The sequence below is a fragment of the Streptomyces sp. NPDC090106 genome (assembly GCF_044747265.1).
Taxonomy (GTDB): domain Bacteria; phylum Actinomycetota; class Actinomycetes; order Streptomycetales; family Streptomycetaceae; genus Streptomyces.
On the sequence record NZ_JBIVDS010000005.1, the window covers coordinates 659,036 to 680,681 of the forward strand.

Below are 21,646 nucleotides of genomic sequence, written 5' to 3' on the forward strand. Positions count from 1 at the left end.
GGCCGGACCGCCGGCGGCGGACCCGGTCGGTTCAGACCCGGTCGACGATGCCCACCTTCCCTTCCGCCCGCGCGCAGTGGGCGCCGCAGAACCAGTGGCCCTCGACCTCGACGCCTTGGCCGATGATCTGGACCCGGCAGTGCTCGCAGATCGGGGCCATGCGGTGGATCGCGCAGGAGAAGCAGTCGAAGACGTGGACCGCGCCCTGGGCGTGCACCTCGAAGGACATGCCGTAGTTGTTTCCGCACACTTCACAAGTCGCCATGCGCCACAGGGTGAGCCGTCGGTGCCGTCCGGGCGAGGGGGCGGCGGGCGAGTCGCGGCGCAATCACCCGTCCGTACGGTCAGCTCTCCGACGCCGGTTCCACGTCCCGCAGGAGCTGGCCGAACGCGGCCTCGTCGACGACCGGGGTGCCGAACTGACGGGCCTTGACCACCTTGGACGTGCCCGAGTCGGGGTCGTTGGTGACGAGCAGGCTGGTGAGCCGGGAGACGCTCGTCGCGATGTGCAGCCCGGCCTCGATGGCACGGTCCTCCAGCAGGTCCCGCTCGACGGAGGTGTCGCCGGAGAACGCGATCCGCATGCCCTGCTTGAGCGGCCTGCCGTCCTCGAACCGGCCCGGGTTCGGGTACGGGCAGGCGGGGCGCCTCCGGGCGGGACGCCAGCTGGTCGGCCGGTAGCCGCCGCTGCCGCCGCCGTAGCCACCGGCGCTCTGCTGGCGGGGCACCGACCGGTCCGTCCACTCGGTCAGGGGGCGGCACTCGTGCAGCGGCAGCCGCACGCTCCGCTCGGCCGCCGCCGCGAGGCTCGGCCGGAACGCCTCCGCGAGCACGCGCGCGTCGTCGAGCGCGTGGTGCGCGCGCTGCTGGACCACACCGAAGTGGGCGGCGAGCGACTCCAGCTTGTGGTTGGGCAGCGGCAGGGCCAGCTCCTTGGAGAGCGCGATGGTGCACAGCCGCTGACGGACCGGCGCCTCCCGCTCCGCGCGCGCGTACTCCCGCGCGATCATCTGCCAGTCGAAGACCGCGTTGTGCGCGACGAGGACCCGCCCGTCGAGGCGGGCCGACAACTCCTCGACGACGTCCTGGAACAGCGGCGCGCCCTCCAGCACGTCGCTCGTCAGACCGTGGATCCAGACCGGGCCCGGGTCGCGCTCCGGATTGACCAGCGTGTACCAGTGGTCCTCGACCTCGCCGCGCTCGTCGAGGCGGTAGACGGCCGCGGAGATGATCCGGTCGTCCCGGGCCAGGCCCGTGGTCTCCACGTCGACGACCGCGTATCCCTTCGGGTACGCGGCCGGCCACACGGTGGGGGAGGACGCTGCGGTCGTACGGTCTTCGAGCATGGTCACTGAGGATACGGGCCGCCACTGACAGTGCCGCACGCGCCCGGTCCGCGCGCCCCTGCTGACGGAGCGTCAGCCGAGCGCGGCCACCAGGTCGCCCGCGGCGAGCGCGTCCAGCCCGCACCCGTCGACCGGGCCCGGCAGCAGCCGGTACACCGCCCCGCGCGCGCCCGCGGGAGCCACCCCGCCGTGGACCAGGGCGAGGAACACCTGTCTGCCGGACGCCGCTTCGCCCGCGAGCGCGTCGGCGTCCTCCGACGGCCGCCGTGCCTCCGGGGCGTCCAGGGCGCGCACGCGTGCCGCGAACTCCGGATCGCTCTCGCCCGCGCGCCGCCGGTAGGTCCACAGCTCGTCCAGGGTCCGCGGACGCGGCGCGCGCCGCACGACGAGCACCTCGTCGCCGCGCGCGGTGGCACGCCACACGGCCAGGTCCCACAGGGTGGCGCGGCCCGAGGCGAAGTACCGGTGCAGGTCCTGGGCGACCCGGCCGAGGTCGGGGCCGTGCCGGTACAGGCTGTGGAAGCCCTCGTCGGCCGGCAGGTGCAGGTCGGTCCACAGGAACGTGCGGCGCTCCAGGTCGACCAGCATCGGCACGTGCACGCGCGAGTCGCCCACCAGGTCGTAGCGCTGGCGCACGGTGCGCGGGTCGTAGGACGCGTCCCGGTCCTCCTCAGCGGCGGACGGCAGCGTCATGAAACCGGCGAACGCGTCCAGGAGTTCCTCGAACGCCACGTCGTTGAAGCTGAAGACGACGGGCAGCGCGAACCGCACCCCGAGGCCGGCGAGCGCCCCGAGGTCCAGATCGACGTACTCGGTCGCCCCGTCGGGCGCGGGCGCCGACACCAGGTCGCCGGAGTGCACCGCCGAACGGCCCTCGTGCACCAGGTTCGTGTAGTCGCACAGGCCGGCGAACGCCCACTCGGCGTCGTACAGGGCGACCGACAGGTCGAGGTCGACGCGCTTCTTCGGCGGTTCCGTCCAGTGCAGGAACAGCCGCAGCACCTCCCCCGCGGGCAGCGGCTGGGTGCTCCCGCGCGGGACCGTGACCAGGGCCTTGCTCGCGGCGGACTCGGCGGCGGGCACGGCCAGACCCGTGAGCCCCGAGTCCAGCACCGACAGCTCCACGCGCGGCCCCCGCGCCGTCCGGCGCAGGGCCTCGGTCTCCAGCAGCGCGCACACCGCCTCCGTCACCTTCGCGGACAGCGCCGCGCGCGTGTCGTCGACCGTGTACGAGTGCGTCACCTGGCCGCGCGGGAAGAACACCCGGCGCCCGCCCGGGAGATGGCGGACCCGCATCCGGCCGAGCGCGGCCAGCAGCGGCCCCGGCCCCGCCTTCGGCAGCACCCGGCGCAGGACGTCCTCGAACCCGTCGGGCAGGGCGTCCAGCGGGCGCAGCCGCAGCAGATGGTCCAGGCGGCGCAGCAGTTCGCCGGGGCGCTCGGCGAGGAGGCCGAGAGCGGCCTCGAAGTCCTCCTCGTGCAGCGCCTGTTCGACGCGTGCCGTCCAGGTCGCCGGCTTGACGCGGCCGGCGTCCACGCGCACGGCGTCCGGGTGCGCGGCGGCCGTCGCGCGCAGCGCCTCGCCGAGCGGGCCCTCGGAGACGTCCGTGCCGCGCAGCACGGCGAACGCGAGCGCGGCCCTGGGATGCCGGGCGTGCCGCTCGTAGGGGTGCAGGCTCTCGGCGGCGTGCTTCCAGGCCGCCGGGTGGCGCAGCAGGTCCTCCACGAGCGACGGCGTCGCCAGGCCGTCGAGGATCTCCAGGAGCCGGCGCCTGAGGGGGCGAGGGAGGGAGCGCATGCGCGGGGGTCCGAGCAGATCGGCGGCGCCGCCTGACCACACGCACAGCAGCCGCAGCACGTCCGTGGCCGTCGTCAGCTGCCCGGCGAGCAGGTCGGTGGCCGCCCCGCGCGTGTGCCGGTCCAGCAGCAGCGTCCCGAGGGCCAGCGCCTTGGTCTGGCGCACGGGGACGTCCTCGGGGAACCAGGCGAGGTCCCCCGGCGCGTGCGCCAGCAGGATCTTCACATCGTCCCGGTCCTGCGGCGGCAGCGGCGTGCGCCGGGCCAGCAGCCTCAGTAGCGCCTTCACGGCGTCGGCCCGCGCGTCCTTGCCGAGCGCGAGCGGCTTCAGCGGCCCGATGGCCACGTCATGCTCCCGGCGCGGCGGTTCGGGCCGCAGGAACGGGTCGTCGCGGTCGATCCTGCGGTGGCACAGCGGGCACCCCGCGTAGTCCGCGCCGTCCCAGCACTCCCGGCACACCAGATGCGCGCACGGCGACACCGGGTGCACGCCGCCGACCGTGCCGCACAGCACGCACGGCTGCTTCGGCCACTGGAGCAGCAGGGTGAAGACCCGGTCGACGTACAGCTGGAACGTGTCGTCGGGCACCGAGGCCGGGAAGCTGCGGAACATCGGCATATGGGTGCGGTCCGCGCCCAGTTCGGCGTCGATGTGCCCGATCGTCTGCCGGCCCGCGTCCGCGAGCCCGGCCGGTCCGAGCCAGGCGAGCGCCGCGTGCAGCTCCGCCGTCGGCGCGAACCCCCGGTCCAGCAGCTCGGCTTCGAGCGCGACGAGTCCCGGTGCCGTGGACGGGTCGCCCGGGCGGGGCCCCGCCTGGTCGACGTAGACGGTACGAAGGCGGCGGAGCAGCACGGACGACAGCACGGACAAGCGGAGGCCCCCGGCGGGAAGGAGAGAGGTGTGAGGCGGGGACGGGGAGTGGGCGCGCTGTCGATGTCGTAGAAAGTGAGAAGGAAGCACGCGGCGGAGCCGTCCCCGCGAACACGACTGTAGGAGGGCGGCGTTCGGCGACGCCACCCATTTATCCCCCCGCCCGTTCCCCCGGCCCCTTCGGTTCCCCCGGCCCCGTCGGTTCCCGCGGCCCCGGGCCGTTCAGCAGGGACTCCGTGAGCGCCCGCACCGACGTCACGAACAGCCGCTCCTCGTTCACCGGGCGGGCCAGCGCGCGGGCGAGCTCCGGATCGTCGTACGGGTGCGGCACGGGCCGCTGCGCCGGGGCGCGTTCACGGTTGCGCTCCACGAGGACGAAGCCCACGACCTGGAACTGCACCGCGCGGACCGCCTCCGCCGCGCGGGCGCCCCGCAGCCCCGCCGCGTGCACCTCGCGCACCAGCGCGCGGCGCGCGGGCAGGAACATCAGGTCGGTCAGGCCGCGTTCGTGGACCAGCGCGATCAGATGCGGCCGGTCGCGCAGCCGCCGGCGCAGGATGCGGGCCACCGAGACGATCCGCTCGACCGGGGTGCGCCCGGCGGGCCTGATCTCGCCCAGGTCGGCCACGGTACGGCGGACGAGCTCGTCGAGCAGGGACTCGCGGTTGCCGACATGCCAGTAGATCGACGTGACGGCGGTGCCCAGTTCGGCGGCCAGCTTCCGCATCGTCAGCGCCCGCGGCCCGTGCCGCTTCACCAGTTCCCCCGCGGTGTCCAGGACTTCGTCCCTGGTGAGCGACGCTCTGGCCATGCTGCCCCCAAGTCCGGCTCGTGCACGCGTATTTACCCGGCGCGAGGTCTGCTGTAACTGTGTTACAGGTGACGGCCCATCAGAAAAGAAGGGCGGTACGGCATGGCACGCGTACGGTACGGAGCGCGGACCGAGGCGGAGATCGCCGCCTCGCGCACCGCGAGTTCGAGGCTCCCCGACATCTGGTCCACCGGTGTCGTGGCCGTCTGGGAGACCGACCCGGACGCGCTCGCGGCGGTCCTGCCGCCACCCCTGAAGCCCACCGGCCGGGCGCTGGCCCGCGTCACGATCAGCAAGGTCGACCTGCCCGGATACCCGCTCGGCGCGGGCTCGTTCGCGGTCGCGGCGGCCCACGACGGCGTCGAGGGCTGGTACCCGCTCGTCATGCCGATGACCCACGAACGCGCCCTCACCGGCGGCCGTGAGGTCTTCGGCGAACCCAAGAAGCTCGGCGAGGTCGTCGTCGAACGCGACGGCCTGCTCGTGCGCGCCTCCCTCGCCCGCCACGGCATCGCCTTCGTGGAGGTGCGCGGCGCGGTCGCCGGTGAACTGCCCCTCCCGGAGCCCGTCCAGAAGACCGACTTCTACTTCAAGTTCCTTCCCGCCGTGGACGGTTCGGGCTTCGACGGCGACCCGGTCCTCGTGCACTGCCTGCGCAACGAGAAGGTCCGCCGCCTGGAGCGGATCACCGGCGACGTCGTCCTGCGCGAGTCGATGTACGACCCGGTCGCCGACCTCCCCGTGCTGCGCCTCGTCGGGATCACCCTCGGCGAGAAGACCAGCGACCAGCGCGGCAAGGTCGTCGCCCGCGTGGACGCCGCCGCCCTGCTGCCGTACGTCCACCAGCGGTACGACGACCCCGCCCAGGTCCTCGACGGACCGCCCGAGGGGAGCGTCTGATGCGGCTCGAGGCGGGGCAGGTCGCCGTGGTCACGGGCGCGGCGAGCGGCATCGGCCTCGCGATGGTCCGCCGGTTCACCCAGGAAGGGCTGAAGGTCGTCCTCGCCGACGTCGAGGAGGCGGCGCTGGACGCGGCCGTGGAGGCCCTGCGCGCGGAGGGCGCCGACGCGCACGCGCGCGTGGTCGACGTCGGCGAGCGCCAACAGGTGCGGGACCTGGCCGACTTCGCCTACGACACGTACGGCGCCGTCCATGTGCTGTGCAACAACGCGGGGGTCGGCTCCGGCGCCGAGGGGCGGATGTGGGAGCACGAACCCAACGACTGGAAATGGGCGTTCTCCGTCAACGTGTGGGGCGTCTTCCACGGCATCCAGGCGTTCGTCCCCCACATGATCAAGTCGGGCCGGCCCGGTCATGTGGTCAACACGTCCTCCGGTGACGGCGGCATCGCCCCGCTGCCCACCGCGTCCGTGTACGCCGTCACCAAGGCGGCCGTCGTGACGATGACCGAGTCCCTGTACGCGCACCTGAGGGCCGAGCACGCGCGCGTGGGCGCCTCCGTGCTCTTCCCCGGCCCGCACATGCTGCGCACCGGACTGTGGGAGTCCCACCGCAACCGGCCCGCGCGCTACGCCAAGGAACGCCCGCGCAGGACCCCGTACCGCAGCCTCGGCCAGTGGGAGGCGGCGATGCGGGAGGCGGGCCGGGAGGTCCGGTTCACCCCCGTCGAGGAGGTGGCCGACGCGGTCGTGGACGGCATCCGCGCCGACCGCTTCTGGATGCTCCCGCCGAGCGAGCACAGCGACGCGCAGATCCGCGCGCGTGCGCGGTCGATGCTGGACCGCGCGAACCCGTCGTACCTGGAGAGCTTCATCCTGGACTAGGGGGTTTCCATGACCGACCAGGACCCGTACCTCATCATCTCCTCCGACTGCCACGCCGGTCTGCCCACCGAGGAGTACCGGCCCTATCTGGACCCCCGTTTCCACCGGGAGTTCGACGACTTCCTCGCCGGACGCGAGCGGCGCCGCGAGGAGATGACCCGCCTGGGCATCCGCAACGAGGCGTTCGCCGCCCAGTGGTTCCGGGACAACGAGGAGGGCCTGCGCGGAGGGTGGGACAGCGCGCAGCGCCTCAAGGAGCTGGACGGCGACGGGGTGGCCGCCGAGGTGGTCTTCCCCGACGCCGACGCGGTCGACAGCCAGACCGCGGCGCCCTTCGGTGTCGGCCTCGGCCTCTCCGGAGACCAGGACCCCGAACTCGGCATGGCCGGCGCCCAGGCGCACAACCGCTGGCTCGCCGACTTCGTGTCCGAGAACCCCGAACGGCACTGCGGGGTCGCGCTGCTGCCGGTGACCGCGGACACCGACCGGGTCGTCGCCGAGATCCACCGCGCCAAGGAGTCCGGACTCGGCGCCCTGATGATCCCGTCCATGTGGGTCGACAAGGAGCCCTACCACGACCGCCGTTACGACCCCGTGTGGGCCGCCGCGGCCGAGTGCGCGATGCCCGTCCTCACCCACTCCGGAGCGGCGCCCCGTCACGAGTACGGCGACCATCTCGGCATCTACGTCAGCGAGGTGACCTGGTGGCCCGCCAGGCCGCTCTGGTTCCTCCTGTGGTCCGGCGTCCTCGAACGCCACCCCGGCCTCAGGTTCGGCGTCGCCGAGTCGGGCTGCTGGTGGCTGCCCAACCTGCTCTGGTTCATGGACCGCCTCTACCTCGGCGCGCACGGCGGCAAGAAGCTCTCGCCGTTCCAGGAGCTGAAACGCCCGCCGCACGAGTACCTCGACCGGCAGGTCTTCGTCTGCGCCACCAACACCAAGCGGCGCGAGCTGGCCCAGCGGTACGAGATCGGCGTCGACAACATCCTCTGGGGCAGCGACTTCCCGCACCCCGAGGGCACCTGGCCCGACACGCGCGCGTGGCTCGCGCGCACCTTCCACGACATCCCTGTGGCGGAGACCCGCCGCATGCTCGGTCTTGCCGCGGCGGACGTCTTCGGCTTCGACGTCGAGAAGCTGGCCCCGCTCGCCCGGCGCATCGGCCCCACCCCGGCCGACCTCGGCCAGCCCGACGACCAGACGGCCGTCACGGCGTCCTGGGCGCGCTCGCGCGAGGTGGGACGGCACTGGCTGACCGACCACGACTTCCCGGTCCTCGGAGCCGACCGTGGAGCGGGCCCGGGGTCGCGTCCGGGGGCGCCGTCATGACCGGCGGCGACCGGTACACCGTGATCTCCGCCGACTGCCACGCCGGCGCCGACCTGCTCGACTACAAGCCCTACCTGGAGCGCCGCCACCACGACGAGTTCGACGCGTGGGCGGCGACGTACGTCAATCCCTACGAGGACCTCCTCGCCGACACCGCGGACAAGAACTGGAACTCCGAGCGGCGGCTCGCGGAGCTGGAGGAGGACGGGATCGTCGCCGAGGTGGTGTTCCCGAACACCATCCCGCCGTTCTTCCCGTCCGGTTCGCTGATGGCGCCCGCCCCGGCGCCGGAGGAGTTCGAACTCCGCTGGGCCGGGCTGCGGGCCCACAACCGCTGGCTGGCCGACTTCTGCGCGGCGGCACCGGGGCGCCGCGCGGGCGTCTTCCAGATCCTGCTGAACGACGTCGAGGAGGCGGTGAACGAGGTCCGCCGGTGCACGGAGGCGGGCCTGACGGGCGGGCTGCTCCTGCCCGGCACGCCCCCGGGCTCCGGCCTCCCGGAGCTCCACTCCTCGGCGTACGACCCGCTCTGGGCCGTCTGCGCGGAACTCGGCGTCCCGGTCAACCACCACGCGGGCTCGGCGTCCCCGCCGCTGGGCGAGGAACCGGCCGCCCGCGCGGTGTTCATGGTCGAGACGACCTGGTTCTCGCACCGGGCGCTGTGGCACCTGGTCTTCGGCGGCGCGTTCCGCCGGCACCCCCGGCTGCGGCTCGTCCTCACCGAACAGGGATCCGGCTGGATCCCCGGGGTGCTGGACATGCTGGACTACTACCACGGGCGCCTGGTCGCGGCGGCGACGCGGGCCTCCACGGCGGAGTCCAAGTTCGGCGCCGGTCTCGCCGCGCGCATGGGCGCCCCGCCCTCCGAGGTCTGGCACGGCAACTGCTTCGTCGGCGCCAGCTTCATGCGCCCCCACGAGGTGCCGCTGCGCGACCGGATCGGCGTCGACAAGATCATGTGGGGGAGCGACTACCCGCACGACGAGGGGACGTACCCGTACACGCGCGAGGGCCTGCGGTACGCCTACGCAAGCGTGCCCCGCGACGAGGTCGCCGCCATGGTCGGCGGCAACGCCGCGCGCGTGTACGGCTTCGATCTCGGCCTCCTCGACCCCATCGCGGCGAAGGTCGGCCCCACGGTCGAGGAGATCGCCGAGCCGCTGGAGAAACCCCCCGCCGACGCGACGAGCCCGGTGTTCGCCAAGGGCGCGTCCGTACGGGTGTGGTGACACCGGGGGTGGGATCCTCCGCTCTGTGACCGAACCGAACGGAACGAACCCAGCGAACGGATCGCGCGGATCCACCCCCGACACGGCTTCCGACACGGCTTCCGACGAGGCCCACGACGAGGCCCACGGCGGCGCCCTCGGTGAGCGGTTGAACTGGCTGCGGGCCGCCGTCCTGGGCGCCAACGACGGCATCGTCTCCACCGCGGGGCTCGTCGTCGGCGTCGCCGGGGCCACCGGCGACCGTGACGCCCTGCTGACGGCCGGCCTGGCCGGGCTGCTCGCCGGGTCCCTGTCCATGGCGGCGGGGGAGTACGTCTCCGTCTCCACCCAGCGGGACTCCGAGAAGGCCGCCCTCGCCGTCGAGAAGCGGGAACTGCGCGAGCAGCCGGAGGCCGAGCTGGAGGAACTGGCCGAGCTGCTCCAGGCGCGCGGTCTCTCGCGGGACGTGGCCGTGGAGGCCGCCGAGCAGCTCACCGAACGGGACGCGCTGCGCGCCCACGCGCGCGTGGAGCTCGGCATCGACCCCGACCGGCTCACCAACCCCTGGCACGCCGCCTGGGCGAGCTTTTTGGCCTTCACGGCGGGCGCCCTGCTGCCGCTGCTCGCCATGGTCCTGCCCCCGGCCGGCTGGCGCCTCACGGTCACCGTCGTCTCCGTCCTCGCCGCCCTCGTCCTCACCGGCTGGAGCAGCGCCCGCCTCGGCGCTGCCGCACCGGGGCGCGCGGTGGTGCGCAACGTGGCGGGCGGCGCGCTGGCGATGGGGGTGACGTACGCGGTGGGGGCGCTGCTGGGGGCGGCGGGGGTGTGACGGAGGTGGCGGGAGTCCGGCGGGGGCTGCCCGAGCCTGCTGGGGGCGGCCGGAGTCTGAAAACGCAGGTGGAGACTTTGGCGGAGATCACCAACAAGTAAGCGTGTACCGGCGGTAATACTTGTGAGTAACAACGTCTAGCGGTGGCCGACCGGCGGTTCTACGGTGCCCTCATGCCGAACCTGCCCGATGTCGTGCTCTGGTCGATACCCGCCTTCGTGCTGCTCACCGTGGTCGAGATGATCAGCGTGCGCCTGCACCCCGACGAGGACGAGGCCGGTTACGGGACGAAGGACGCCGCCACGAGCGTCGGCATGGGGCTGGGAAGCCTCGCCTTCGACTTCGTGTGGAAGATCCCGATCGTCGCGATCTACACGGCGCTCTACGAGCTGACCCCGCTGCGCGTCCCCGTGCTGTGGTGGACGATCCCGCTGATGCTGCTCGCGCAGGACTTCTTCTACTACTGGTCGCACCGGGGCCACCACGTCATCCGCGTCCTGTGGGCCTGCCACGTGGTCCACCACTCCAGCGAGAAGTTCAACCTGACCACCGCCCTGCGCCAGCCCTGGACCTCGCTGACCGTGTGGCCGTTCTACCTTCCGCTCATCGCCGCCGGAGTCCACCCGGCCGCCCTCGCCTTCTGCTCCTCGGCCAACCTCGTCTACCAGTTCTGGATCCACACCGAGCGCATCGGCAAGCTGCCCCGGTGGTTCGAGTCCGTGTTCAACACGCCGTCCCACCACCGTGTCCACCACGCCTCGCAGGGCGGTTACCTGGACCGCAACTTCGGCGGCATCCTCATCGTCTGGGACCGGCTCTTCGGCTCGTTCGTCGAGGAGACCGAACGGCCCGTCTACGGGTTGACCAAGAACATCAACACGTTCAACCCGATCAAGGTCGCCACTCATGAGTACGTCGCGATCGTCAAGGACATCAAGGCGGCGTCCGGTTGGCGCGAGCGCGCGGGGCGGGTGTTCCGGGGGCCGGGCTGGAAGCCGGAGCCCGTGAAGGAACCTGCCGAGGAGACCGTGGCCGCGTGAGGCCACTGCTCAGCGCCGCCTCCGGCACGCCCAAGGCCCGCGCGGCCCGGGCGGCTCTCATGGCCTTCGCCGCCGTGGCCGCCGTGGACCTCCTCGCCCTCGCCGTCGGCTGGAACCCCGGGCACACCGCTGCCAAGCCGCTCCTCATGCCGCTCCTCGCGGCGCACGCGGCCCTGAGCGGCGCACCCCGGCTGCTTGTCGCCGCCCTCCTGTGCGGCTGGGGCGGCGACACCTTCCTCCTCCTCGACGCGGACCCCGCCTTCCTCGCCGGAATGGCCTGCTTCGCCGCCGGCCACGTCTGCTACCTGGCGCTGTTCCGGACGTACGGCCCGGCCCACGCGCGTGCCCGTCACCTCGCCGCCGGGTACGCGCTCGTCCTCGCCGGAACCGTCGCGCTCCTGTGGCCCGACCTGCCCGCCGGCCTGCGCGTGCCCGTCGCCGTCTACAGCGCCCTGCTCACCGCCATGGCCTGTGCCGCCGCCGTACGCGTCGGCCCGCTCGCCGGGCTCGGCGGCGCGCTGTTCCTGCTCTCCGACACCCTCATCGCGACCGGCGTCGCCGAGTGGCCGCAGCCGCCCCGCCCCGACCTGTGGATCATGCTGACCTATGTCGTGGCGCAGTTCCTGCTGGTCACCGGCACCCTCACCGCGCGGCGCCCGGCGGTGTCGGCGTACCGTGAAGTGCGCTCGACCACCCCCTGAGCGCGGGTACCACCTGAGACGAGAAGGATCCTCGCCATGCGCGCCACCACCATCCACGCCGCCTTCGACATGCGTGTGGAGGACGTCCCCGAGCCGATCGTGCAGCTCCCCACCGACGCCGTCGTGAAGGTGCTGCGCGCCTGCATCTGCGGCAGCGACCTGTGGGCCTACCGGGGCGAGGCGGCCCGGCAGCCGGGGCAGCGCATCGGGCACGAGTTCCTCGGCGTCGTCGAGGAGACCGGCTCCGAGGTGAGCACGGTGCGCCGCGGTGACCTCGTCGTCGCGCCCTTCATGTGGTCCGACGGCGTCTGCGACTACTGCCACGACGGGCTGAACACCTCCTGCGTGCACGGCGGTTTCTGGGGCTCCGTCGGCTACGACGGCGGCCAGGGCGAGGCCGTCCGCGTGCCCTGGGCCGACGGCACCCTCGTCGCGCTGCCCAAGGACGCCGCCTCCGACGAGCGGCTGCTGTCCGCGCTGCTGACCCTGTCCGACGTGCTCGGCACCGGCCACCACGCCGCCCTCGGCGCGGGTGTCCGGCCCGGTGCGACCGTCGCCGTCGTCGGTGACGGGGCCGTCGGGCTGTGCGCGGTGCTCGCCGCCAAGCGGCTGGGCGCCGAGCGGATCATCGCGCTGGGCCGCCACGAGGTCCGCACCGACATCGCGCGCCGCTTCGGCGCCACCGACGTCGTCGCCGAGCGCGGGGACGCGGCCGTCGAGGCGGTCCGTGAACTCACCGGCGGCCAGGGCGCGCACGCCGTCGTCGAGGCCGTCGGCACCGAGCAGTCCATGCGCACGGCGGTCGGCGTCGCGCGCGACGGCGGCACCGTGGGCTGGGTCGGTGTGCCGCACGGCAGCGGCACCGGGATCGACCTCGGGGTGATGTTCGACCGGAACATCGGGCTGCGCGGCGGTGTCGCGCCGGTCCGCGCGTACATCCCGCAGCTGCTGCCCGACATCCTGGACGGCACCATCGACCCGTCGCCCGTCTTCGACCTGACCGTCGACCTGGAGGGCGTCCCGGCGGGCTACAAGGCGATGGACGAGCGGACCGCCCTCAAGGTGCTGGTGACGGCCTGACGCCGACGCTCACCAGCGGATCGGCACCGGCAGCGCCGTCAGCAGGCCCGACACCGCGACCACGACCGCCAGCACGACGACCTCCGCCCGCGCGGGGGAGCAGGCGGTCAGCGGGTCGGGCGCCCGGCGCAGCCGCGTCCGCGCCCAGACGGCGAGCGCGGCGACCGAGGCCACCAGCAGCACCTTGGCGAGCAGCGCCCGCCCGTACGCCGTCGTCGTGAGCTGGTCGAGGACCGTCTCCGGCGGCATCCGGCGCAGGGTGCTCCAGACGCCGGTCGCGGTGATCGCGGCGAGCAGGGCGACGGCCACGCGCGCGTAGAGGCCGAGCAGGGCGGCGCCCGCGGCGGACGGGCTCCAGCACCGCAGAGTGCGCAGCACGTACAGCAGACCGCCCACCCACACCGCCGCGCACGTCAGATGGACGAGCGTCAGCGCCGATCCGAGCAGCGGGCTGTACTCGGTCGTGGGGTGGGCCCGCAGCGCCTCCGCGACGATCACCGCGGCCAGCGGCCACACCTGGGTGCCGGGGCGGGCGGAGCGGGCGCACAGCCAGGCCACGAGGAACGCGTTGACCTCGACGAGCGCGAGCCGGCCGTCCCGGGAGTCGTACAGTCCGCCCACGTCGATCTCGCCGAGGCTGTGCGGCACGAGGTTGCCCGTCGACACGACCGAGGCCAGCGCCAGCGCGGCGACGAAACCGGCGGCGGTCGCGTACGGCGCCCACGCGCGCGGGGCGACCGGGGGAGCGCCGGGCACCGCGCGCGTCAGCCGGCGCGCGAACAGCTCGCCCACCGGGACGCACAGCGCCGCGAACAGCACCGCCCGCAGCAGCGCGATGCCGCCGACTCCGGGTGCCGCGGCCTCCCCGGTGCCATGCAGCGCCGCGGACGGGCCGAGCAGCGGCAGCAGCGCGCCGAGCAGCACCAGGACGAGGACGGCGACGGCGCGGCCGACATCCGGGCGGGGCGCCGGTTCCCCGGCCTGGGCCGGCCCGGCGCTGGGTCTTATCAAGGTCACCTCAAGATCTTCACCAGCGGTCGCAGAACCGGGCAAGTCCAGTGAAACAACTGGCGGTACGGCATTCCGCCCAGGGGTACGGTTTCCGGCCGACCCTCACTCACTCCCAGCGGGCGGGATCGGCGCCCCAGGGCCCCGGTGGGCGGGCCCAGTCCGTCGGCCCGCCGGTGAGGGACACCGGGGTCAGGGCGTACCGCAGCCGCCCGAGGGGACTGTCCCGCTCGGCCAGCCGGGCGCCGGGGCCGTCGTACCCGCCGTCGTCGCCGGTGTCCTCGGCGCGCACCTCCGCCGTCAGCCACCGCGCGGTGCGGGCCAGCGCCACGCGCGCGAGCCGGCTCCCGCCCTCCCGTGTCTGCTCGGTCAGCGCCCGCAGGACGGCCGCCGCCAGCAGATAGCCGCTCCCGTGGTCCAGGGCCTGGGCGGGCAGCGCGCCCGGCTGTTCCGCCGAGCCCTCGGTGACGGCGATCCCGGTTGCCACCTGCACCAGACTGTCGAAGCCGCGCCGCCCGCTCCAGGGCCCGTACCCGCCCCACGCCGACAGCTGCGCCACGACCACCCCGGGCCGCCGCTCCGCCAGCGCCTCGGGCGACAGTCCGAACCGGTCCAGGGAGCCGGGCCGGTACCCGGTGACGACGACGTCCGCCGCCGCGAGCAGCTCCTCGAACGTCCGCCGGTCGGCCTCCAGGTCCAGCGTCGCCGAACGCTTCCCGAAGTCCGTGTCGGCGTGCTGGTCGGGGAGTTCGGGCAGCCGCGGCGGGTCCAGCCGCAGCACGTCCGCGCCGAGGAGGGCGAGCGTGCGGGTGGCGACGGGACCGGCGATGACCCGGGTCAGATCCAGCACGCGCAGTCCGGCGGCGGGCAGCAGGGGAGCGGCGTCGAGGGGCGCGAGCACGCGCGCGGGGGCGTCGTCGAGCCGCCCGCGCTCCACGAGCGGACGTCCGGCGACGGCCCGCCCCTGTTCGTGCTCCGCCCACTCCTCGGGTGTCCGCAGCGCGACGGCGAGCCCTCCGGCCGCGTACACGGCCTCCTCGACCTCCCGCGCGGACCGCTCGGCGAACGCGTCCTCCATGTACTCGGCGGGCCCCATCACGCTCACCAGCCGCTCCCGGTGACGCGGATAGTTGGCGTGCGTCCGCACCCATCCGTCCCGGGTCCGCCAGAACCGCGACAGTGGCGCGAAGGCGACCGGCGCGCGGCCATCGACCAACAGATGGCGCTCACTGGTGAACGCGACCGCCACGGCCCCGTCGTCCACCCGCACCCGAGCCGCCTCACCACCCCTGGCGGCGCCCAGTTCGGCAGCGGCCAGCGCACACGCCCCGACACACCCCCGCGCCAACTCCCGCACCGGAAGCCGGGAGCGCAGCACCCCCGTCCGCCCCGCCCCGTCCACCCGCCCCACCAGAGCGGGATCACCACCGAGCGCGGACCACGCGGACTTGATCGACATCATGACTCAACTATGCAGTATTGACTCAATCAACATATGAGGCGGCGGACCACCAGAGCCGCACCTCCGTGCGCACGTCGGTCGGCCGCAGTTCCCAGCCCTGCGCCAGGGCCACCTCGGCGACATGGCGGCCCCCGACGCCCCGGTACTCGCGCACGGGAATCGCACACTCGACGACCGGCCGCGCCTTCCCCGGCCCGCCCGGCGCGGAGGCCCGCCCGGTCCACCCGGCGACCACCCGCTCGACACGCGCCCGGTAGTAGTCGGCGTCCCCCTCGTGCCGCAGCTCCGGCCAGCTCACGTACCACCCCGGCACCGGACGCAACCGCCCGATCACCCGATCGAAGTCCTTCCCGGCCTCACAGGCAAAAGGGCCGGGGCATCAGCCCCGGCCCCTCGCGTGCGTGCCCGACGGCTCAGGTCACTTGACCGCGCGCAGGGCGTTCACGATGCCCGCGCCGTAGAAGCCGTTGAGGCGCTTGCCGCCCACGCAGGTCGCGTCCTGGGTGCCGTCGCCGTCCTGGTCGTAGGAGGCGGGGCAGCCCGGGTTGTCCGCCTGGGCCTTCAGGAGGGCCTGGAGCTGCGCCGGGGAGGCCTTCGGGTGGGTCGACTTCAGGAGGGCGGCGACGCCCGCGGCGTGCGGGGAGGCCATCGAGGTGCCCTGGAGGAAGCCGTAGGAGTTGTTCGGCAGCGGACCCAGGACGCGGCCGTTCTTCGACGGGGTGTCCGGGATCTGGTAGAGCCGGTCGCCGCCCGGGGCCGCGACGTCGATGACGCCGTAACCGTAGGACGAGTAGTACGACTTGAGGTTGTTCACGCCGGTCGCGCTGACCGTGACGACACCGGGGAGCTGGGTCGGCACGTCGAAGCACTCGTGCGGGTCGACGGTCCGCGGCACCGGCGTGGAGTCGTCGGGGCTGCTGTCGTCGAGGAGGGCGTCCGAGTCGAGGTCGTCGTTGGAGTTGCCCGCCGACGCCAGGTTCAGCGTGCCCTTCTTCTGCGCGTACAGCGACGCCCTGTTGACCGCGTCGACGATGGCGCGCTGGTCCGGGTCGTCCAGGCAGTTGTACAGCCACGGGTCCACGTAGTAGCTGTTGTTCGTGATCTCCACGCCGTGGTCGGCGGCGAACACGAACGCGCAGACGACACTCTCCGGGTAGAAGAGGCCGTTGCTCGGGTCGGTCACGTTGATCGCCGAGACCTTGACCCCGGGAGCGACACCGGCGACGCCGATGCCGTTGCGCGCGGCGGCGATCTCACCGGCCACGTGCGTGCCGTGGTAGTCGTTCACGGTGTACGGCCGCCACGCGCCGAAGCTGGTGTCCGCGACACCGCCGTCGCAGTTGGCGGACTGGGAGGCGGAGAAGTTCGGCGCGATGTCCGGGTGGGTGTCGTCGACACCGGTGTCGATCACCGCGACGGTGACCTTCTTGCTGCCCGGGTTGATCGCGGCGGCCTTGTCGGCGCCGATCACCCGCAGGTCCCACTGGTCGGCCTCGAGGGGCTCGCTCGTCGCGTCCGCCGAGGAGGCCTGCTCGATCTTCGCGGCCTGTTCCTTCGTCAGGACCTGGACGGCGCCCTCGTCCGTCGTGCTCGCGGCCGTCAGCGGCGACGTACGCGTCGCACCCGCCGACTGCACACCGCGCACCTTGCGTATCTGTGCCCCGAAGTCCGGGTCGGCGGAGTGGGCGACGATCACGCCGATCTTCTCGTACGTGATCACGACCGTGCCGCCGGCCGCGGCAACCGCCTTCTTCACCGACTCGATCGTGCGGTGGTCGAGCTTGGTGTTGACGACGTACGACAGGTTCGGCGCGTCCGCGGCCTGCGCGGTGGCCTCCGTGTACGAGGCCGCCGACGCCGCCGCCGGAAGGAAGCCGAGCGAGGCGGTCAGCGACAGCACGACCGGCACGGCGAGCGCGAGCCGGCGTCTGGAACGCAGATGAGGCATGGGGTCTCCACATCATCCGGAAACGAATCCGCCCGAGACACAGGTGGTGCCCGGGCAGGTACATGACGGGTGGTGCAGGCCCGAAGCTATCCCGCGTAACCGCTGGCCAGCAATGCCTTCCGGGGGCCAGTTCGGAAAGAGGCACGGCCAGTTGAACCACTCCTGGCGTGCCACCGTGACCTTGGGCAGGGAGCGCGAGCACGATCGTGCCCCCTGATGAAACCGCGAGGAACAGAGCCGCCCATGTCCGTCGTACCGAACCCGTCCCCCGACCCCGACCAGCCCCCTTCCACCGTGGCAACAGCGCCCGCAACGCGAGGAGACTCCGTGGCTACCGACGCATCGCCCCCCTCGACAGAGCAACACCAACTCCCCAGCACCGAGGAGTTCACCGAGGTGCAGCAGAGCGCGGAGTTCGGTGAACTGCGCCGCTCCTACCGCAACTTCGCCTTCCCCCTCACCGTGGCGTTCATCGCCTGGTACCTGCTGTACGTCCTGCTGTCGAACTACGCGGGCGATTTCATGGGCACCAAGCTCTTCGGCAACATCAACGTCGCCTTCGTCCTCGGTATCGCCCAGTTCGTCACCACGTTCCTCATCGCCTGGTGGTACTCGCGGCACGCCGCCGCCAAGCTCGACCCCAAGGCCGAGGCGATCAAGTCCCGGATGGAGGGCGGCGCATGAGCCCCGCGATCACCCTGGCGGCCGGCGAGGCCAGCGAGCACCGGCCGCTGATCATCAGCCTCTTCGCGGTGTTCGTCGTCGCGACCCTGGTCATCACCATCTGGGCCGGCCGGCAGACCAAGGACGCCGCCGACTTCTACGCGGGCGGACGCCAGTTCAGCGCCTTCCAGAACGGCCTCGCCGTCTCCGGCGACTACATGTCGGCCGCGTCCTTCCTCGGCATCGCCGGCGCCATCGCCCTCTTCGGCTACGACGGCTTCCTCTACTCCATCGGCTTCCTCGTGGCCTGGCTCGTCGCCCTGCTCCTGGTCGCCGAACCGCTCAGGAACTCCGGCCGCTACACGATGGGCGACGTCCTCGCGTACCGCATGCGCCAGCGCCCCGTGCGCACCGCGGCCGGCACCTCCACCATCGTCGTGTCGATCTTCTACCTGCTCGCGCAGATGGCGGGCGCGGGCGTCCTCGTCTCGCTGCTGCTCGGCATCACCTCCGACGCGGGCAAGGTCGGCATCGTCGCCCTCGTCGGCGTCCTGATGATCGTGTACGTCTCCATCGGCGGCATGAAGGGCACCACCTGGGTCCAGATGGTCAAGGCCGTCCTCCTCATCAGCGGCACGATCCTCATTACGTTCCTGGTGCTGCTGAAGTTCAACTTCAACATCTCGGATCTGCTGGGCACCGCCGCCGAGAAGAGCGGCAAGGGCTCGGCCTTCCTGGAGCCCGGCCTCCAGTACGGCGCGACCGGCACCTCCAAGCTGGACTTCATCTCGCTCGGCATCGCCCTCGTCCTCGGCACCGCGGGCCTGCCGCACATCCTGATCCGCTTCTACACGGTGCCCAACGCCAAGGCCGCCCGTAAGTCCGTGAACTGGGCCATCGGCATCATCGGCGGCTTCTACCTGATGACCATCGCCCTCGGCTTCGGCGCCGCCGCGCTGATCTCCCAGGACGAGATCATCGCGTCCAACCCGTCCGGCAACACCGCCGCCCCGCTGCTCGCCCTGCACCTCGGCGGTGTCGACTCGGCCTGGGGCGCGATCCTGCTGGCCACGATCTCCGCGGTGGCCTTCGCGACGATCCTCGCGGTGGTGGCGGGTCTGACACTGGCCTCGTCGTCCTCGTTCGCGCACGACATCTACGCCAACGTCATCCGCAAGGGCCAGGCGTCCGGCAAGGAGGAGGTCCGCGCGGCCCGCTGGGCGACCGTCTTCATCGGTGCCGCCGCCATCGGCCTGGGCGCGCTCGCCCGCGACCTGAACGTGGCCGGTCTGGTCGCGCTCGCCTTCGCGGTCGCCGCGTCCGCGAACCTGCCGACCATCCTCTACAGCCTCTTCTGGAAGCGCTTCACCACCCAGGGCGCGCTGTGGTCGATCTACGGCGGTCTCATCGTCGCCGTCGGCCTGGTGCTGTTCTCGCCCGTGGTCTCCGGCGACCCGAAGGCGATGTTCCCGGACGTCGACTTCGCCTACTTCCCGCTGAAGAACCCGGGCATCATCTCCATCCCCTTCGGCTTCCTGATGGGCTTCCTCGGCACGGTCCTGTCCAAGGAGGAGCCGGACGCCGGCAAGTACGCGGAGCTGGAGGTCCGGTCCCTGACCGGCACCGGCGCCCACTAGGGCGACTCTCCGCACGTTCCACCGGGAGGCCGCGTCGTAGATCCCTACGACGCGGCCTCCCGGCACCTCGTGGGATCGGGCCGCTGCTCGTTGTCGGTGTGGTCACGTAGGCTCGCAAGTGACGGAAGACGAACACATCGCGACGAGGGAGGGGGCCCACGTGCTCATCGACACCTACGGCCGGGTGGCCACCGACCTGAGAGTCTCGCTGACCGACCGGTGCAATCTGCGTTGTACGTACTGCATGCCCGAGGAGGGTCTGCAGTGGCTGTCCAAGACCGACCTGCTCACGGACGACGAGATCGTCCGCCTCATCGGTATCGCCGTCACCTCCCTCGGTGTCGAGGAGGTCCGCTTCACCGGCGGTGAACCCCTGCTGCGCCCCGGCCTGGTCGGCATCGTGGAGCGCGTCGCGGCCCTCGCGCCCCGCCCGCAGATGTCCCTCACGACCAACGGCATCGGCCTCAAGCGCACGGCCGCCGCCCTCAAGGCCGCGGGCCTGGACCGGGTCAACGTCTCCCTCGACACCCTGCGCCCCGACGTCTTCAAGACCCTCACCCGCAGGGACCGGCACAAGGACGTCATCAAGGGCCTGTACGCCGCCCGCGAGGCCGGTCTGACCCCGGTCAAGGTCAACTCCGTCCTGATGCCCGGTCTCAACGACGACGAGGCCCCCGACCTGCTGGCCTGGGCCGTCGAGCACGACTACGAACTGCGGTTCATCGAGCAGATGCCCCTGGACGCCCAGCACGGCTGGAAGCGCGACGGCATGATCACCGCGGGCGACATCCTGACCTCCCTGCGCACCCGCTTCGACCTCACCGAGGAGAGCGCCGAACGCCGCGGCTCGGCCCCCGCCGAGCGCTGGGTGGTGGACGGCGGCCCGCATGTCGTCGGCGTGATCGCCTCCGTCACCCGCCCGTTCTGCGCGGCCTGCGACCGCACCCGGCTCACCGCCGACGGCCAGATCCGCAACTGCCTGTTCGCCCGGGAGGAGACGGACCTGCGCACGGCCCTGCGCTCCGACGCCCCGGACGAGGAGATCGCCCGCATATGGAAGACCGCCATGTGGGGCAAGAAGGCGGGCGCGGGCCTGGACGACCCGACGTTCGTCCAGCCGGACCGCCCCATGTCGGCGATCGGCGGCTAGCGGCCCTGACGGTCAGTGGCCCTGGCGTCAGCGGCCCTCGGGCGCCGGGTCCCGCCAGTCGGCGAACGCCACGACGTCCTTGAGGAATCCCCGGACCCCGAGGAACTGGGACAGATGCTCCCGGTGCTCCTCGCACGCCAGCCAGGTCTTGCGGCGCTCCGGCGTGTGGATCTTCGGGTTGTTCCACGCGAGGACCCACTCGGCGTCGGCACGGCAGCCCTTGGCGGAGCAGATCGGGATGGTCTCGTCACTCACTGGTTCGTCTCACAGGATGTCGCACAAAAGGCGACGCCGAGCAGCCACGGGGGGAGCTGCCCGGCGTCGGTCTGTCGCTCCGACGGGGGATGCGGAGCGCATAGGGAGTATGTCACGGCCGACCCGTGGCCCGGCACTGGAACAACATGATTGATCTGAGCTTTTCTTGAGGTCCGGACGGAGGACGGGTTCCGGTTCCGGCCCCGTCAACAGGCCCTCCGCCGAGGTCACGTACGCTCGTGCGGCTCGCCGCGGACCCCGCTCGCGGAGGTCCCCGCGGCGCCCTCGCCGGCGTCCTCCGGGACGGGTTCCGCCAACCGTTCGTCGGCCCTCGGCGGCGCAAGCTCCCCCGCTGCCGAAAGCGCGGGAGGTGCCCCCAGCCGGACCGGAGTCGCTACGAACGTGGACGGCAGCCCCGGCGCGTTCTCCCGTCCGGCGTTGGCGATCACCACGGAGACATAGGGGAGCAGCACGCCCAGCACCAGCGCGACGATCGCGACGTGCCGTTCGACGTTCCAGAGGGAGGCCGCGAGGATCACCGACAGGGTGCGCACCGACATCGAGATCACGTACCGGCGCTGCCGGCCCCGCACGTCCTCCTGGAGACCGGTCCGGGCTCCGGTGATCCGGAAAACCTCGGCGCCGCCGCTCGCATGCCGCTTCCGCATCACATTCCACCATCCGCCCGCATCGGACTCTCCGCGGTCCGTACCCGCTCCGCACCCGGC

The 21,646-nt window shown here is 72.6% G+C and carries 21 protein-coding genes; 11 read left to right on the top strand and 10 right to left on the bottom strand.

All coding sequences use genetic code 11. The features are described 5' to 3' along the window. Nucleotides 1-31: 31 nt before the first annotated feature. The 4 genes from ACIPSE_RS20035 to ACIPSE_RS20050 form a co-directional block, all read right to left on the bottom strand. Nucleotides 32-265 (bottom strand): hypothetical protein, encoded by a 234-nt coding sequence (locus ACIPSE_RS20035; RefSeq protein WP_123988301.1) that lies wholly within the window; start codon nt 263-265, stop codon nt 32-34. Nucleotides 266-344: 79 nt separating this feature from the next. Next, complete coding sequence (locus ACIPSE_RS20040) at nt 345-1,346, bottom strand: DEDDh family exonuclease (protein WP_401664394.1); 1,002 nt, start codon at nt 1,344-1,346, stop codon at nt 345-347. Between the two features lie 72 nt (nt 1,347-1,418). Next, on the bottom strand, nt 1,419-4,013 hold the full coding sequence (locus ACIPSE_RS20045; protein ID WP_401664395.1) for an MXAN_6230/SCO0854 family RING domain-containing protein: 2,595 nt from the start codon (nt 4,011-4,013) through the stop codon (nt 1,419-1,421). A gap of 151 nt (nt 4,014-4,164) precedes the next feature. Then, complete coding sequence (locus ACIPSE_RS20050) at nt 4,165-4,824, bottom strand: TetR/AcrR family transcriptional regulator (protein WP_401664396.1); 660 nt, start codon at nt 4,822-4,824, stop codon at nt 4,165-4,167. A gap of 102 nt (nt 4,825-4,926) precedes the next feature. Between ACIPSE_RS20050 and ACIPSE_RS20055 the strand changes: the two genes are divergently transcribed. From ACIPSE_RS20055 to ACIPSE_RS20090, 8 genes are all read left to right on the top strand, one after another. After that, a complete protein-coding gene (locus ACIPSE_RS20055; protein WP_401664397.1) occupies nt 4,927-5,724 on the top strand; it encodes an acetoacetate decarboxylase family protein in 798 nt (265 codons plus the stop codon). After that, the gene (locus ACIPSE_RS20060) at nt 5,724-6,608 is read left to right on the top strand and encodes an SDR family NAD(P)-dependent oxidoreductase (RefSeq protein ID WP_401664398.1); all 885 of its coding nucleotides are present in this window, start codon (nt 5,724-5,726) and stop codon (nt 6,606-6,608) included. The genes ACIPSE_RS20055 and ACIPSE_RS20060 overlap by 1 nt, the downstream gene beginning before the upstream one ends. Nucleotides 6,609-6,617: 9 nt before the next feature. Next, nucleotides 6,618-7,937: an amidohydrolase family protein gene (locus tag ACIPSE_RS20065; RefSeq protein ID WP_401664399.1), complete on the top strand. Its 1,320-nt coding sequence runs from the start codon at nt 6,618-6,620 to the stop codon at nt 7,935-7,937. Further along, nucleotides 7,934-9,166, top strand: a complete 1,233-nt coding sequence (locus ACIPSE_RS20070) for an amidohydrolase family protein (RefSeq protein ID WP_401664400.1) — start codon at nt 7,934-7,936, stop codon at nt 9,164-9,166. The genes ACIPSE_RS20065 and ACIPSE_RS20070 overlap by 4 nt, the downstream gene beginning before the upstream one ends. A 148-nt stretch (nt 9,167-9,314) precedes the next feature. After that, the gene (locus ACIPSE_RS20075) at nt 9,315-9,974 is read left to right on the top strand and encodes a VIT family protein (RefSeq protein WP_401664461.1); all 660 of its coding nucleotides are present in this window, start codon (nt 9,315-9,317) and stop codon (nt 9,972-9,974) included. A 173-nt stretch (nt 9,975-10,147) separates the two neighbouring features. Continuing rightward, nucleotides 10,148-11,014: a sterol desaturase family protein gene (locus tag ACIPSE_RS20080; protein WP_401664401.1), complete on the top strand. Its 867-nt coding sequence runs from the start codon at nt 10,148-10,150 to the stop codon at nt 11,012-11,014. Between the two features lie 59 nt (nt 11,015-11,073). Beyond that, nucleotides 11,074-11,715, top strand: coding sequence for a lysoplasmalogenase (locus tag ACIPSE_RS20085; protein WP_401664462.1), 642 nt, complete (start codon nt 11,074-11,076; stop codon nt 11,713-11,715). Nucleotides 11,716-11,751: 36 nt separating this feature from the next. Continuing rightward, complete coding sequence (locus ACIPSE_RS20090) at nt 11,752-12,795, top strand: zinc-dependent alcohol dehydrogenase family protein (protein ID WP_401664402.1); 1,044 nt, start codon at nt 11,752-11,754, stop codon at nt 12,793-12,795. 9 nt (nt 12,796-12,804) lie between these two features. Here ACIPSE_RS20090 and ACIPSE_RS20095 read toward each other — a convergent pair whose 3' ends face one another. The 4 genes from ACIPSE_RS20095 to ACIPSE_RS20110 form a co-directional block, all read right to left on the bottom strand. Further along, entirely contained in the window at nt 12,805-13,812 is a 1,008-nt protein-coding gene (locus ACIPSE_RS20095) for a CopD family protein (protein WP_401664403.1), read from the bottom strand. A 100-nt stretch (nt 13,813-13,912) separates the two neighbouring features. After that, nucleotides 13,913-15,265 carry a CoA transferase gene (locus ACIPSE_RS20100; protein ID WP_401664404.1) on the bottom strand — a complete coding sequence of 451 codons (1,353 nt, stop codon included), beginning with the start codon at nt 15,263-15,265 and terminating at the stop codon, nt 13,913-13,915. Between the two features lie 22 nt (nt 15,266-15,287). Next, nucleotides 15,288-15,563: a hypothetical protein gene (locus ACIPSE_RS20105; protein WP_401664405.1), complete on the bottom strand. Its 276-nt coding sequence runs from the start codon at nt 15,561-15,563 to the stop codon at nt 15,288-15,290. A 120-nt stretch (nt 15,564-15,683) separates the two neighbouring features. Then, nucleotides 15,684-17,213 (bottom strand): S8 family peptidase, encoded by a 1,530-nt coding sequence (locus ACIPSE_RS20110; RefSeq protein ID WP_401664406.1) that lies wholly within the window; start codon nt 17,211-17,213, stop codon nt 15,684-15,686. Nucleotides 17,214-17,540: 327 nt separating this feature from the next. Between ACIPSE_RS20110 and ACIPSE_RS20115 the strand changes: the two genes are divergently transcribed. The 3 genes from ACIPSE_RS20115 (at nt 17,541) to moaA (ending at nt 20,663) form a co-directional block, all read left to right on the top strand. Next, nucleotides 17,541-17,897, top strand: a complete 357-nt coding sequence (locus ACIPSE_RS20115) for a DUF485 domain-containing protein (protein WP_401664407.1) — start codon at nt 17,541-17,543, stop codon at nt 17,895-17,897. Further along, complete coding sequence (locus ACIPSE_RS20120) at nt 17,894-19,513, top strand: cation acetate symporter (protein ID WP_401664408.1); 1,620 nt, start codon at nt 17,894-17,896, stop codon at nt 19,511-19,513. The genes ACIPSE_RS20115 and ACIPSE_RS20120 overlap by 4 nt, the downstream gene beginning before the upstream one ends. 160 nt (nt 19,514-19,673) lie before the next feature. Beyond that, the gene (gene moaA / locus ACIPSE_RS20125) at nt 19,674-20,663 is read left to right on the top strand and encodes a GTP 3',8-cyclase MoaA (protein ID WP_401664409.1); all 990 of its coding nucleotides are present in this window, start codon (nt 19,674-19,676) and stop codon (nt 20,661-20,663) included. Nucleotides 20,664-20,690: 27 nt separating this feature from the next. On the opposite strand, the gene ACIPSE_RS20130 is transcribed toward moaA, so the two are convergent. Together ACIPSE_RS20130 and ACIPSE_RS20135 are read right to left on the bottom strand one after the other, a co-directional pair. Further along, nucleotides 20,691-20,918 carry a hypothetical protein gene (locus ACIPSE_RS20130; RefSeq protein WP_401664410.1) on the bottom strand — a complete coding sequence of 76 codons (228 nt, stop codon included), beginning with the start codon at nt 20,916-20,918 and terminating at the stop codon, nt 20,691-20,693. Nucleotides 20,919-21,145: 227 nt separating this feature from the next. Continuing rightward, nucleotides 21,146-21,586, bottom strand: coding sequence for a DUF3099 domain-containing protein (locus ACIPSE_RS20135; protein ID WP_401664411.1), 441 nt, complete (start codon nt 21,584-21,586; stop codon nt 21,146-21,148). Nucleotides 21,587-21,646: the final 60 nt, after the last annotated feature.